Raw genomic sequence first — 14,097 nt, 5'->3', positions numbered from 1 at the left:
AGATCGCACGCTCGAGAAGACTGCATCGAATACGGCTGAGAAACTTGCGATAACGTGGCTACGTGGCGATTCCGGGCGCACAAGGCAAGGCGAGTGTGAGGACACAGTTCCACCCTAGAATTCGATCAATGAATTAGCCTGATTCGCCGGACCAGTCAGGTTCGGGTGCCGACACTTATTTCGGGAGCCGTTCATCCGACAGCTGCCTGCGCAGCTTCTGTGAATTCTCGACTCCACCTTTGATGCGACCACCGCATCACCGGAGGTGACGATTCGGTTGTTCACAGACTATCGAGCCTCAAAGCCATCTGTTACGAATCCAAGAAATTGCCCAAAAGTCGCATGCGCTACACGCTAACGCTCGACTGTGGTCGGCGCAACAGCGTGCGAGAGAATCGTCCAATGACATGGGGAAAGGGCGAGCCCTCCGGATAGGAACAGGCTTCGCACCCCGCCGCCTGCAGCCGTTGCCGCAGTTCTTTCGCACCGAGGCTGCTCGATTGACCACTCGCGCCGCTACCAATCGCTTGCTTAAAACCTGCGATATAGAATCAGGAAACCGCCCCGAATAGGCCCGGGAAACCGGTCCGCCACAGGGTTGGCACGGGACGCATCGAAGTTTCGAATACCGGAACAACCTTCCAGTCGGCAGCCCATGGCAGCCGAACGCAACGATTCGCCACTGCCAGCGGCGCGAGCGGCAGCCCGCAACACCTCCCCCGCGCGACCCCAGCGCTCCGCCGCCGCAGCCTCGCCGTGGGATCCGCGCTGAGGCCGACTCGGTTCGACCAGTCCTCGGTGGGCAAATGTTCGGCACGGTCGGGCACCAGGTACCGAGTCGAGCTTGCCTCAGCCGCATTCGATCCCAAAGTGCCTGCGCCAGCCGGGGTTATCCAGCCGTTTCGGGTCGGCCGGAGAGCCCGAGGCGCAGGTGTTCGCTGTGGTAGACGGCCTCATCCAGGAGTTGAGCAACGTGCTTGCCGTAGAGGCTGTAGACGATGCTGCGCCCGGTGCGCGTGCCGGTGCCCAGGCCGAGATTGCGCAGCAACCGCAACCGATGCGAGACCGCGGACGAGTAGCGCTACTACAGCACTAAAAACGGAAAACGTGCTCGATGGACGGCCCGTCCACCGGTGTTCCACGTGCGGGCCTTCGCTGTTGACGGCGCTCGCCGAAGTTCCCCGCCTGTGCTCGCTGAAGTTCCCCACCCGTGAGCGGTGTCGACTATAGGGGTTGACTTTCGTGCCGGTCGACTTCGAAACCGACACCCTGGCAACGCGATTGGAGTCCGCCGGATTCAGCCGGACCGATCCGGCGGTATTCGTGTGGCTCGGTGTCGTCTTCTATCTGACCCCGGACGCCGCCCGCACCACCCTCGAATACATTGCTCGTCAATCCGAGCCGGTCGAAGTGATCTTCGACTACCTGCAGTCGGCAGATACCGACGAAGGCCGTGCGCAGCTGCAGGCGCGCGCACAAACAGCGGCAGCTGTCGGTGAACCCTGGTTCAGCTACTTCACTCCTGACGACATCGCCGCACAGTTGCGCGCATTCGGCTTCACCGACGTCGAAGACCACTCCGCCGCGGACCTCATCGCCGGGTACCTCGATGGATCCGCGGAATTCGAAGGCGAACCACCCCAGGCTCTGCGCCCGGTCCGCATACTACGGGCGAGCCGCTGAGAATTTCCCCGCACACCTAGGTCCCAGGGATTTGGCGGAAAGGTTCCGAATACGGGCATTCGGTTGGAGTAGCGATATCAGCGTCACCGTCGGCACCGCCGCGGGCGTCCGTCAACCACGCCGTCCGTCGAATAGCTGCATATCTGCTCGTCATCGGCGATAGGCTGGACACAGTCGAAAGGTGAGTCGGTCATGTCCCGTGTTCGCAGCCATACCGTGAGGATTGCGCGCGGCCGATGATCGACGACGCTGCGAGCCGTACCCACCGTGACCTGAACCTGTTGGTAGCGGACGAATTGCGCGGGCTCGGCTTCGAGAACGCCGAAGAGATCGGTTGCGGCGGTTTCGGTGTGGTCTACCGCTGTTGGCAAGTGGGGTTGAATCGCACGGTCGCGGTGAAGGTTTTGACCGGGGACCTGGACGAGGAGAGCCGGGCGCGGTTCGTGTGGGAGCAGCAGGCTATGGGCCGGCTGACCGGGCATCCCAATCTCGTCACCGTACTGGCGGCCGGTGTCACCAGCGGCGGGCGGCCTTATGTTGCCATGCCGTATTACCCCGTGGACTCGCTGGATGCGCGGATCCGGCAGCGGGGTCCTCTTCCTGTCGATGATGTGCTGAAGGTCGGGGCCGGGATCGCCCGGGCGCTGGAGAGCGCGCATCAGCTGGGCATCGTGCACGGCGATGTGCAGCCGGGCAATATTCTGTTCCCCGAATACGGTGAACCCGCCCTGACCGACTTCGGAATCGCGCGTATCCCCGGCGGTTTCGAAACGGCTGCCGACACCCTGATGGCGTCGCCGGTATTCACCGCGCTGGAAGTTCTCGAGGGCGGGGCTCCGACTCCCGCCGCCGATGTCTACGGGCTCGGCGCCACCTTGTACTGCGCGCTGACCGGGCATGCCGCCGCCGAGCCGCGCAGCAGCGAGCAAGTTGTTGCCGAGTTCGCGCACATCAGCCAAGGGCAAGCGCCGGACCTGCGCGATCGCGGCTTCCCCGCCGAGGTGTGCGCCGTCGTGGAAGCGGCGATGCACCGCGATCCCGAGCAACGGCCCTCCGCAGCGGAACTCGGCGCGACGATCCGGCAGCTGCAGCAAAGCAACGGCTACCAGGGTGGTGGAATGGCGCCGCACAGCGATCCAGCCTCCGCCTTCGACCACGTACCGCAGAACCATCCGCCGGCCTCGTCGCGAACCACAGGACACAACCGCAATCTGCTGCCCGAGTTGACCAGCTTCATCAACAGGCGCGCCGAGTTGACCGCACTCAAGCACGTGCTGACCGTATCGAGGCTGGTGACGCTGGCCGGGATGGGCGGCGTGGGCAAGACCCGGCTGGCGCTGCGGGCGGCCTCGGCGGCTCGACGCGATTTCGCTGACGGGGTGTGGGCGATCGACCTCGCCGACGTGCGTGACCCCTCGCTGGTGGCTCCCATCGTCGCGGCCGCGCTGGGTGTGCGGGTCGATTCGGCTCAGCCGGTCCACGACACGCTGGTCGAGTTTCTGCGATCCCGTGAAGCCCTGCTCGTCGTTGACAATTGCGAGCAGGTTGCCGAGCCGATGGCAAGGCTGGCCGAGAGGTTGTTGTCGGCGTGCCCGGGATTACGGATGCTGGTCACCAGCCGCGAACCGCTGGATATCGGCGGCGAAGTGGTGCAGCGGCTACCGCCGCTGAGCGTTCCTGCCGCCGGCCGCGAGCCGACGCTCCGACAGCTGCGTAAATACGATGCGGTGACGCTGTTCGCCGATCGCGCCGACGCGGTCGTGCCCGGCTTCGAGTTGACCGAGGAAAACAAAGCCGCGGTGGCCGGGATCTGCACCCGGTTGGACGGTTTGCCCCTGGCGATCGAACTCGCGGCGGCTCGGATGCGCACGATGTCGCCGGACCAGATTCTGCAGCGGCTCACCGACCGGTTCGCCCTGCTCACCCGGGGCCACCGCACCGCGCCGACCCGGCAGCAGGCCCTGCGGTGGTGCATCGACTGGAGCTATGAGCTGTGCACTCCGGCCGAGCAGCGGCTGTGGGCGCGGTTGTCGGTGTTCGCCGGTGGTTTCGAACTCGAAGCCGTCGAGGCGGTGTGCGGTGCCGAGGCCGAGGCGGCAGAGCTGCTCGACGTGCTGTCCTCGCTCGTGGACAAATCGGTTGTGATCAGGGAGGAACCCGAGGGCGCGGTCCGCTTCCGGATGCTCGACACCGTACGGGACTACGGGCAGGACAAGCTGAGGGAGGCCGGTGCGGACGAGGAGTTGCGGCGCCGGCACCGGGACTGGTACCGACGGCTGGTGCTCGACGCCGAGGACGACTGGATCAGCGACCGGCAATGCGACTGGATGGCCCGGCTCGACCGCGAGCAGGGCAACATCCGTGCGGCGCTCGAATTCTGCATGTCCGACCCGACCGAGCAGTCGGCCGAAGCGGGGCTGCGCATCAGCGCCGCCTCCCTCACGTTCTGGAGCTTCCGCGGCTTGTTCGGTGAAGGCCGCCGCTGGCTCGACCGCGCCCTGGCCCATCCGTACACACGTTCGACAACCGACCAGGTCCGGGCGCTGCATGCCAGCATATTCATGGCCACGCGGCAATGGGACCTCCAGACGGCAGCCGGCCTGCTCGAACAGGGGCGGGTGCTCGCCGAGCGCGATCCCACACCCCTGAATCAAGCCTTGATCGCCTACGCGGAGGGAGATCTGGCGCTCTATCGCGACGAGCCCCCGCGCGCGGTGTCGTGTATCAATCGAGCCATCGAGGTGCTGAGCTCCGAACCGCGAGGATGTCTGCACGTCGCCGCCCTGCTGTTGCTCGGCGTGGCGTACGCGCAGCAGGGCGACGCCGGACGCGCCGACGAGTGCCATCAGCGGATCCTGTCCATCACCGAGGAGTGCGGCGAGTCGCTGTTCCGGTCGACTGCTCTGGGGATGACCGCGATCGCGGCATGTCGGCAGGGTGAGAGCTCCCGCGCACAGGATCTGCTGCGGGAATCGCTGCGGCTCAACCGGCGCGTGCGCAGCCTTCTCGTCGCGGCGCTCGACCTCGAAGTGCTGGCATGGGTCGCTGCCGGCACCGACGACCAGCGAGCCGCCGTGCTGATGGGCGCGGCAGCGAACATGATGCGGACCGCCCCCGGCGTGGCGATCTACTTCCCCCAAATGGTCGAAGCCCACCTCGACTGCGAGCGTGTGGCGCGTGGCGCGCTCGGTGCCGCGCGCTTCGATGCGGCATGGCGACGCGGGCGGGCGATGCGAGTCAACGCCGCGATCGCCTACGCCCTGAACGAAGAACAGCCGGCCGACACACCACGCCCCGGCGCGACGACTTTGACCAAACGGGAACGCCAGGTGGCGGACCTCGTCGCCGAAGGGCTCACGAACAAGCAGATCGCTGCCCAGCTGGTGATCGCCCCGCGCACCGTGGACGCGCACGTCGAGCACATCCTGGCCAAGCTCGGGTTCAACTCTCGCGCCCAGATCGCGGCGTGGATCGTGGACGCGGCCCAGCCCGGGCGCTGATCGCGTGCCCCGCGTTCCGGAGCAAAAATAGGTATGTCCAGTGGCCATTCCACCGTCGTGTAAGTAGTCCGGACAGACGATGCTGAACCGAAATCCACCAGTACCGGTCCACGGAGGTTCGGTTCCATGTCCCTACCGACTGCCAAGCACACAGCGGGTGTCAGCGACGACGGCGCACAGTGTGCCGAAGACATGTTCGCGATCCGGCGGTGCGCGGCCTGCGACAAGCTGTTCGGGCCGTTGATCGCCGCCTGTTCGGCCTGCGCGTCCGACGATCTCGAGTGGGTGCCCTCATCCGGGTCCGGTTCGATCGTGTCCTCGCGGAGGGTGCACCGCACGGGTGATCCGCATGGCGCGTCGACGCCGTTGATCATCGCCATCGTCGAACTCGACGAGGGCCCATGGGTCTACACCACCCTCGAAGGTGAGGTCCCACTGATCCACATCGGGCCGGTGCGGGTGTGCTTCCAGCCGAGTCGCCGTCGGGACGGATTTCCGGTCTTCGAAGTCGCCGATCGTGTGCACCGGATGCTTGGATGACCGCCTTGTTGCCTCTCGCCTACGGATATGTGCGTGACGATCTGTTGAGCGACCGCGACCCGAGTTTCAGCGACAAGATACTGCTAGCCGCCGCCAGATCACTCGGGTACGCGCTCGGCACGGTATTCCACGAGCCGGGACCGCAGAGCGCGACTCTGCCCCCGGTGTTCGTCGACCTCGTCCAGGAATGTCGGCGAGCCAGAGCCTGCACCGTACTGACGCTCCCCGGACACCTGTCGGGCACGTCCCTGTGCCACAGGGTCCTTCTCGCGATCCTCGAGGCTCGAGCCGAAGCCGCGGTACAGGAAGTCCGCCCATGAGGGCCGTCTCCGCGCCGCTGATGCCGGTCGCGACGCTGTTGATCTTCGGGTACCGGATCCTTCAGATCACCGAAGCGGCCTACTACCGGTGGCGCAACCGGTTCGGCGGCCCGCACGCGCCATAGTCGTTCGCGTAGGCGAAGAGCCGTCTTCTGAGGCTTCGGAGCGCCACCGCGCGGGCTATCACCGCAGATCCCTTCGGCGGCAGTATCACCGTGCCCCTCACCGGCCCGCCACACGCCTTGCTCATCAGGATGGCATGGCATGTGGCGGTGGTGATTTCGGCGGATCAGAACCCGAGACCGGTGTGGATTCGATCGAGCAGTTCGCCGGTCCGGAACGGTTTGGGCAGATACCCCGACGCGCCCGCGTTGATCGCGAGGCCCACGAGGTCGGGATCGGTTTCGGTGGACACGATCAGGATCGGCACCGACGAGGTTGCCCGCAGCCGCAGGCAGAGCTCGGCTCCGGACAGGTCCGGCAACATCGGATCCATCAGCACCAGATCCGGTTTCCAGCTGGTGACGGCGGTGAGCGCCTGGGTGGCCGTCGAGGCATGCACGGCGTCATAACCGGCCGCGGCCAATACCAACTGTGTCATCTCGGCGGTCGCGGGATGTTGTTCGACGATCAGCACTCGCGCTGCCGGATGAGTCTCATCCCGTACACCGATCAGCGGTCGGCTGGCTCGAATTGTTGAGAGTTGATGAAGGTTCATGGACGTGTCCCTTGCTGACCGGAATCCCCGACCGGTGTGACCCGCCCTACCTATCCGGACGGAACTCGACGCTAAGCCGAACAGCAACCGGTCAGCAATACCTACGTGCCGTGCACCGTCCGATTCATCACGATCGTCACGTTCCTGTGATCTCGGGGCTCGAATCTCCGTTGCACCGTGATCATATCGAGAGCAAACAGCCACATGGAGTTCATCGCGGCAACGATCCCGCCTCGTCACCGCGCTGGTGATCACGCGGCAACCGCCCGTCATCGAGGTTCCGGTCCGAGTTCACGCTCGTGCCGCTGCGGGGTACCTGTGGAGAAGGCAGGCGTGCACGGCGTTCGGACACAGCGCAACCGGGTGGGGCTCAGAGCTTGTAGCCGATGGCGCGGAGCAGTTGGTGCCGGTCGGCCCGGTCGGTCTCGGTCTCGATCCCGAGGGGTGGCGCACCGTCGACGACGCCGATGATGCCGCGCCCGAGCGAGGTTTCGGCGATGAGGACCTCGACGGGGTTGGCGGTGGCGCAGAAGATGGTGCAGAGCTCGGGGATGTGGCGGATCGCATCGAGAACGTTGACGGGGTAGCCGTCGCGGAGGAAGACGATGAAGGAGTGGCCGGCGGCGAGGGCTGTTGCGTTCTTGGTGGCGAGGTCGACCAGGCTGTCGTCGTTTCCCGACCAGCGGATCAGGCGGGGGCCGGAGGCTTCGCAGAAGGCCAGCCCGAAGCGGAGTTGCGGGCCGCTGCCGACGAGGGCTTCGTGGAGGTCCTCGACGGTCTTGATGAAGTGGGACTGCCCGATGATGACATTGAGCTCATCGGGATTCTCGATGGGCACCGCTGTCAGTTCCATGGGGCTATCGTCCCTCGTCACGCTGCCGGGAACAAGTTCGGCGAGCTGATGATGAAATGGACATCGTCGATGATTCCGATGCGGGTGGAATACGACAACACGCGGTCCAGGGCGCCCGACCCGGAAGACCGGAACGTGCTCGTCACCGGATTCGGAACCTACACCTCCTATATATGGGTCAGGAGATGATGCGGACGGCGTTGGGCATGATGCCGTCTTCGCGGACGGCGGAGACGCGGACTACCTCGCCGGATTGGGGGGCTTCGATCATTTTGCCGTTGCCTAGGTATAGAGCTACGTGTTGGGAGCCGCCGGGGCCCCAGAAGAGCATGTCGCCGCGTTCGCGGTCGGCGACGGGGACTCGGGAGCCCATGGTGTATTGGTAGCCGCTGTAATGCGGTAGGGAGACACCGATTCCGGCGAAGGCGTAGATCATCAGGCCGGAGCAGTCGAAGCCGGTTTTGCTGTAGTCGCCGTAGCGGTCGGCGGTGCCGCCGTCGCGGATGCCGAGGGTGGCGCCGTCTTCATCGCCTCCGCCCCAGGCGTATTCGACGCCGAGTTGGGCCATGGCGCGGTCTACGACGGTTTCGACGAGGGCAGAGCGGTTGCCGATGGGGCGGGTGAGGTTGTAGCGGGGTGGGGGTGGGGAGTTGCCGAGTTGGGTGTGCGGGCGGTGGCTCGAGGCGGCAAGGGCGGCAAGGTCATTGGCGGTGCGGTCGGCGTTGACGCGGGCCGCGGCGGCTACGGCGGCGGCGCGGGCGGCGGCTTCCTCGTTGCGGCGTTGTTCGTCCCAGGCGAGGTAGGTGTCGCGCTGGCTCTGCAGGCCCGCCACTTGGGAGCGGGCGGTCTCTAGTCGATGCTGGGCCGAATCACGTTGCTGCATAAGGGCATTGCGCTGCGATGCCTGCTGGTCGAACTCGGATTGGGCGGCGGCGACGGCGTTCTGCGCGTCGGTCTTCTTCGTCTCGGCGTGCGCGGCGGCGGCATCGGCGGCCTGCTGCGCCTGCTTGGCGGCGGAGGTCTTATTGGCCTGATCCACCTGCGCGCGGCGCAGTCCGTCGACGACCTGCTGCTGGGTTTTGGAGGCGATCGTCAGCACCTGTGCGCGAGCGAGCGCGATCTCCGGACTCGGCGCGGCCATATAGGAGATGAGCGAGGTCGATCCGGGCCGCATGTAAACCTGGGCGACGTATTTGTCGAACCGGCGGTGCGCGGTGCCCACCTGCACCCCGGCGTCGGTGAGTTCACGCTGGCAATTGCCTACCGCCTGGGCGGCGGTATCGGCGGCGTCCCGGGCGATCTGCAGATCCACCAGCGCCTTGTTGACGGCTTCGCGGCGCGCGGCCGCGGCGTCATCGAGCAATTGCAGCTGCTGTTCGGCGGTGGCGACCTGGTTGATGAGCGCGCCCACCTCGCCGACGGTGGCGTCGACATCGGCGCCGGCCTGGGCGATTTCGCTATCGCTGGGATTGGGTGGCGGTGGTGGTGCGGCATGGCCGGTGGTTACCCCGACGGCTACCACGATCATTGCCACCAGCAATTCCGTGGCGACCCGAGCCGGGTGCATCTGACGTTTCGCCGGTTGTCGCATCGCACCTCCTGGTTCCCGGCCTGGCCCCGGGGAACACATCACGAGCCTCAGCTGAAACATCCAGTACCACTGGCAACTTGAGGCCCGTTCGACACTTCTTCCCCAACAGCCTCGTTGCGAAACGGTACGACACATCAGCCACAGGATGAACAAGCCACGCGGGAATGACTTGAAGGCAATTCAGACGTTGCCAGTCATTAGCTGGTTTGCGCTGCGATTACCGCACGACACAGTGTCCGGCCGGCCGGAAAACCCTCCGGCCGCCAGCGATGCGGTAGCGAATGAGACTGGGCCCAGGCTCGAGTCGGCCGGCGCAGTCGAAAGAGAGAAGATCAGGCGACGGGCGTGCGCGGACGCTCCGGAACCACGGGAGTCTGCTCCGCCGAACGCTTCACCTTCACCGCGTACAACCCGCCTATGAACGCACCCAGCGCGATCACCGCGACCAGCGTGAGCACCGTCCAGGACACCGCCTCGGGCTGCTCCAGCCGATTCACAAAGGCCTGTGCCGCATCGATGGTGTGATCGGACCCGCGAAATTTGGACTTGTCCTCGGCCCACTCCAGCCGGGCGCGGGTGAAGGTATTGCTGTAGGTGCCGACCCAATCGTCGCTGAACACCACCACGGTGCTGTGTTCGTGCTCGCCGATCTCGGTCGCGAGATCCCGCAGGCTCGCCTCCATACCCGGGTTGCCCTGCACCACAACGATGTTCAGATCGATGCCGTGATCGCGCGCATCGGCGGCGATGGCGGCGAGACCGTCCTGCTTGCGATCCTTGGGGGCGGCGACGTGGTTGTCGGCCAGGTCGAGCAGGATCGACTTCAGGTCTGTGTTGGGCGGTAGTTCCGCCTTCAGAGGCGTGAAAACCGAGGTGTGCGAGACGGTCACGAACGCACAGTACGCGACGACGTGTCTCTTCACCTCACCGCGGCACGCCGTAAGCTGCGACTGTCCCGCCTGATGAACTTCGCAGCAGCGCATACCGGTACCTGGAGAAGCACTCCGGGCCGCTCGGGGACCTCCCCGATGCGCTCACAGGACAAGCGTACTGTTAGGGTGAAGTACGGACGAGGCCTGCGCCTCGACGAGCCATCGGCACAGCCCCGCCGGTGGCCCTCCCATTCACAGACGAGTGGAGCTGACAGTGACGAGTATCGATTCCTTCGGCGCCAAGGGCACCCTCGAGGTCGGAAGCAACTCTTACGAGATCTTCCGCCTCGCGGCCGTACCCGGCACCGAGAAGCTGCCCTACGCCCTCAAGGTCCTCGCGGAGAACCTGCTTCGCACCGAGGACGGCGCGAACATCACCGCCGATCACGTTCGCGCCATCGCGAACTGGGATCCCAACGCCCAGCCCGACACCGAAATCCAGTTCACGCCCGCGCGCGTGATCATGCAGGACTTCACCGGTGTCCCCTGCATCGTCGACCTCGCCACCATGCGTGAGGCCGTCACCACCCTCGGCGGCGACCCGAGCAAGGTCAACCCGCTCTCCCCCGCCGATATGGTCATCGACCACTCGGTCATCCTCGACGTGTTCGGCCGCGCCGACGCCCTCGAGCGCAATGTCGACCTGGAGTACCAGCGCAACGGCGAGCGCTACCAGTTCCTGCGCTGGGGCCAGGGCGCCTTCGACGACTTCAAGGTCGTCCCGCCGGGCGTCGGCATCGTGCACCAGGTGAACATCGAATACCTGGCTCCGACCGTCATGGTCCGCAACGGCCAGGCCTACCCCGACACCTGCGTCGGCACCGACTCGCACACCACCATGGTCAACGGCCTGGGCGTGCTGGGCTGGGGCGTCGGTGGCATCGAGGCCGAGGCCGCCATGCTGGGCCAGCCGGTCTCCATGCTGATCCCGCGCGTCGTCGGCTTCAAGCTGACCGGTGAGATCGTCCCCGGCGTCACCGCCACCGACGTGGTGCTCACCGTCACCGACATGCTGCGCAAGCACGGTGTGGTCGGCAAGTTCGTCGAGTTCTACGGTGCCGGCGTGGCCGAGGTTCCCCTGGCTAACCGCGCGACCCTGGGCAACATGAGCCCCGAGTTCGGTTCCACCGCGGCGATCTTCCCGATCGACGAGGAGACCATCAACTACCTGCGCCTGACCGGCCGCAGCGATGAGCAGCTCGCGCTCGTCGAGGCGTACGCCAAGGAACAGGGCATGTGGCACGACGCCGACAAGGAGCCCGCGTACTCGGAGTATCTGGAGCTGGACCTGGGCACCGTGGTGCCGTCCATCGCCGGCCCGAAGCGCCCGCAGGACCGAATCCTGTTGTCGGACAGCAAGACCGCGTTCCGCAAGGACATCCACAGCTACACCGACGATGCGGAGTCCGGCCCGGCCGCGACCACCCCGCACACACATCTGGACGAGGCCATCGAGGAGTCCTTCCCCGCCTCGGATCCGGCAGTACTGTCCTTCGCCGACGCCGACGACAACGCGATCCTGCCGTCCGCCGCGAACGGCAACACCGGCCGTCCGTCCAAGCCGGTCCTGGTCTCCGATCCCGAGCGCGGTGACTTCGTGCTCGATCACGGCGCCGTCGTGGTCGCGGGCATCACCTCCTGCACCAACACCTCGAACCCGTCGGTCATGATCGGCGCGGCACTGCTGGCTCGCAACGCGGTCGAGAAGGGCCTTGCGTCCAAGCCGTGGGTCAAGACCAATATGGCCCCGGGCTCGCAGGTCGTCTCGGACTACTACGAGAAGGCCGGTCTGTGGCCGTACCTGGAGAAGCTGGGCTTCTTCGTCGGCGGTTACGGCTGCACCACGTGTATCGGTAACACCGGCCCGCTGCCCGAGCAGATCTCGGCCGCGATCAACGACAACGACCTCTCGGTCACCGCCGTGCTCTCGGGTAACCGCAACTTCGAGGGTCGTATCTCCCCCGACGTGAAGATGAACTACCTGGCCTCCCCGCCGCTGGTCATCGCGTACGCCCTGGCGGGCACCATGGACTTCGACTTCGAGGTCGACGCGCTGGGTCAGGACACCGACGGCAACGATGTCTTCCTGAAGGACATCTGGCCGTCCCCGCAGGAGATCGACGACACCATCAAGTCGGCGATCAGCCGGGACATGTTCACCAAGTCCTACGCCACCGTGTTCCAGGGTGACGAGCGCTGGCAGGGTCTGAACACCCCCGAGGGCGACACCTTCGCGTGGGACGAGAACTCGACCTACGTCCGCAAGGCGCCGTACTTCGACGGCATGTCGATGGATCCGACCCCGGTCACCGACATCAAGGGCGCGCGCGTCCTTGCGCTGCTGGGCGATTCGGTCACCACCGACCACATCTCCCCCGCCGGTCCGATCAAGCCGGGCACCCCGGCCGCGCAGTACCTGGACTCGCACGGTGTCGAGCGCAAGGATTACAACTCCCTGGGCTCGCGTCGCGGTAACCATGAGGTGATGATTCGCGGCACCTTCGCGAACATCCGTCTGCGCAACCAGCTCCTCGATGACGTCTCGGGTGGTTACACCCGCGACTTCACCCTCGAGGGTGGCCCGCAGGCCTTCATCTACGACGCCTCGCAGAACTACCAGGCCGCGGGTATCCCGCTGGTCGTGCTGGGCGGCAAGGAGTACGGCTCGGGTTCTTCGCGTGACTGGGCCGCCAAGGGCACCAGCCTGCTGGGCGTCAAGGCCGTCATCACCGAGTCGTTCGAGCGCATCCACCGCTCCAACCTGATCGGCATGGGCGTTGTGCCACTGCAGTTCCCGGCCGGCGAGTCCGCCGCGTCGCTGCAGCTGGACGGCACCGAAACCTTCGATATCGAGGGCATCACCAAGCTGAACGAGGGCGTGACTCCGAAGACCATGAAGGTCACCGCCACCAAGGGCGATGGCACCAAGGTCGAGTTCGACGCGGTCGTGCGTATCGATACCCCCGGTGAGGCGGACTACTACCGCAACGGTGGCATCCTGCAGTTCGTGCTGCGCAACATGATTCGCGGCTGATTAGGCCATTCCCCGCTGCTGCGGGGATGATCCCATGATGCGCGGCTAGGAACGCTCCACCCCACAACTCGGCCGGGAAGGGCTGTTTCACGGTCGAGTTATGGTGGCGGGCAATGGTTTACCGTTGACCGTCGCGCGATCCGCAAGGGTCGCTTCGCTCGTCGCTAGTGCGGGATTTCCGCACCGGTCGTTCATGATCGGTGTGGAGATCCCGCACATCCCGTTTCGGAGGAGTCCATGCCCAAGGTCAGTGACGACCACCTCGCCGCCCGCCGCAGTCAGATTCTGGATGGAGCACGCAGTTGCTTCGCCGAATACGGCTACGAGGGTGCGACCGTGCGTCGCCTGGAAGAAGCGACCGGTCTGTCGCGGGGCGCGATCTTCCATCACTTCCGCGATAAGGACGCCCTGTTCCTGGCCCTCGCACAGGAGGACGCCGGCCGCATGGCCGAGGTCGCCGCGAATGAGGGCCTCATCCAGGTGATGCGGGATATGCTCGCACGCCCCGAGGATTTCGATTGGCTCGGAACACGTTTGGAGATCGCGCGCCGCCTGCGCAACGATCCCGAGTTCCGCCGCAATTGGGAGGAGCGCTCGGTCGAATTGACCGCGGCCACCGTTGCCCGCCTGGAACGCCGCAAGGCCGAGGGCGCGCTGCGCGACGATGTTCCCACCACCGTGCTGCTCGGCTACCTCGACCTCGTACTCGACGGTCTCATCGCCCGCATCGCCTCCGGCCACGCCAACGACAACCTCTCAGCCGTCCTGGATGTCGTGGAAGCCTCTATCCGACGCCAGAATTGAGCGTTAGGCTTCGACCCCGGCCATGAAGTAGCTCAGCGGTAGAGCACCATCACGACACGGGGGAGGTCGCGGGTTCGATCCCCGCCTTCATGGCCGCCCCGCAGTGCGGTCAGACCTGCCAC

The 14,097-nt window shown here is 65.7% G+C and carries 11 protein-coding genes, 1 tRNA gene and 1 pseudogene; 8 read left to right on the top strand and 5 right to left on the bottom strand.

The features are described from left to right. Positions 1 to 889: 889 nt before the first annotated feature. Positions 890 to 1,072, bottom strand: a pseudogene (locus GFY24_RS10050) (transcriptional regulator); the annotation flags it as partial. A 170-nt stretch (positions 1,073 to 1,242) separates the two neighbouring features. On the opposite strand from GFY24_RS10050, the gene GFY24_RS10045 reads away from it, so the two are divergent. From GFY24_RS10045 to GFY24_RS42885, 5 genes are all read left to right on the top strand, one after another. Beyond that, on the top strand, positions 1,243 to 1,683 hold the full coding sequence (locus GFY24_RS10045) for a class I SAM-dependent methyltransferase (RefSeq protein WP_375336023.1): 441 nt from the start codon (positions 1,243 to 1,245) through the stop codon (positions 1,681 to 1,683). Positions 1,684 to 1,919: 236 nt separating this feature from the next. Beyond that, positions 1,920 to 5,183, top strand: a complete 3,264-nt coding sequence (locus GFY24_RS10040; RefSeq protein ID WP_153804675.1) for a protein kinase — start codon at positions 1,920 to 1,922, stop codon at positions 5,181 to 5,183. A 126-nt stretch (positions 5,184 to 5,309) separates the two neighbouring features. Continuing rightward, the gene (locus tag GFY24_RS10035) at positions 5,310 to 5,723 is read left to right on the top strand and encodes a Zn-ribbon domain-containing OB-fold protein (protein WP_228566123.1); all 414 of its coding nucleotides are present in this window, start codon (positions 5,310 to 5,312) and stop codon (positions 5,721 to 5,723) included. Then, positions 5,720 to 6,043, top strand: a complete 324-nt coding sequence (locus tag GFY24_RS10030; protein ID WP_153804674.1) for a hypothetical protein — start codon at positions 5,720 to 5,722, stop codon at positions 6,041 to 6,043. Before GFY24_RS10035 ends, GFY24_RS10030 begins: the two co-directional genes overlap by 4 nt. Next, a complete protein-coding gene (locus tag GFY24_RS42885; protein ID WP_255458623.1) occupies positions 6,040 to 6,168 on the top strand; it encodes a hypothetical protein in 129 nt (42 codons plus the stop codon). Before GFY24_RS10030 ends, GFY24_RS42885 begins: the two co-directional genes overlap by 4 nt. A gap of 164 nt (positions 6,169 to 6,332) precedes the next feature. Here GFY24_RS42885 and GFY24_RS41045 read toward each other — a convergent pair whose 3' ends face one another. The 4 genes from GFY24_RS41045 to GFY24_RS10010 all read right to left on the bottom strand — a co-directional run bounded on the left by GFY24_RS41045 (position 6,333) and on the right by GFY24_RS10010 (position 10,095). Continuing rightward, positions 6,333 to 6,761, bottom strand: a complete 429-nt coding sequence (locus GFY24_RS41045; protein ID WP_194852808.1) for a response regulator transcription factor — start codon at positions 6,759 to 6,761, stop codon at positions 6,333 to 6,335. 370 nt (positions 6,762 to 7,131) lie between these two features. Continuing rightward, complete coding sequence (locus GFY24_RS10020) at positions 7,132 to 7,614, bottom strand: adenosine-specific kinase (RefSeq protein ID WP_153804672.1); 483 nt, start codon at positions 7,612 to 7,614, stop codon at positions 7,132 to 7,134. A gap of 178 nt (positions 7,615 to 7,792) precedes the next feature. Continuing rightward, complete coding sequence (locus GFY24_RS10015; protein WP_153804671.1) at positions 7,793 to 9,205, bottom strand: NlpC/P60 family protein; 1,413 nt, start codon at positions 9,203 to 9,205, stop codon at positions 7,793 to 7,795. Between the two features lie 332 nt (positions 9,206 to 9,537). After that, the gene (locus GFY24_RS10010; RefSeq protein WP_309230674.1) at positions 9,538 to 10,095 is read right to left on the bottom strand and encodes a DUF6676 family protein; all 558 of its coding nucleotides are present in this window, start codon (positions 10,093 to 10,095) and stop codon (positions 9,538 to 9,540) included. A 256-nt stretch (positions 10,096 to 10,351) separates the two neighbouring features. Between GFY24_RS10010 and GFY24_RS10005 the strand changes: the two genes are divergently transcribed. The 3 genes from GFY24_RS10005 to GFY24_RS09995 all read left to right on the top strand — a co-directional run bounded on the left by GFY24_RS10005 (position 10,352) and on the right by GFY24_RS09995 (position 14,068). Next, positions 10,352 to 13,171 (top strand): aconitate hydratase, encoded by a 2,820-nt coding sequence (locus GFY24_RS10005; RefSeq protein WP_309230673.1) that lies wholly within the window; start codon positions 10,352 to 10,354, stop codon positions 13,169 to 13,171. A gap of 237 nt (positions 13,172 to 13,408) precedes the next feature. Then, positions 13,409 to 13,975 carry a TetR/AcrR family transcriptional regulator gene (locus tag GFY24_RS10000; RefSeq protein WP_153804670.1) on the top strand — a complete coding sequence of 189 codons (567 nt, stop codon included), beginning with the start codon at positions 13,409 to 13,411 and terminating at the stop codon, positions 13,973 to 13,975. A gap of 21 nt (positions 13,976 to 13,996) precedes the next feature. Further along, positions 13,997 to 14,068: transfer RNA gene (locus tag GFY24_RS09995), tRNA-Val, on the top strand. The last annotated feature ends 29 nt before the right edge of the window (positions 14,069 to 14,097 follow it).

The sequence above is a fragment of the Nocardia sp. SYP-A9097 genome (assembly GCF_009649815.1).
Taxonomy (GTDB): Bacteria; Actinomycetota; Actinomycetes; order Mycobacteriales; family Mycobacteriaceae; genus Nocardia.
This window is presented reverse-complemented; position numbering and strand designations above follow the sequence as displayed.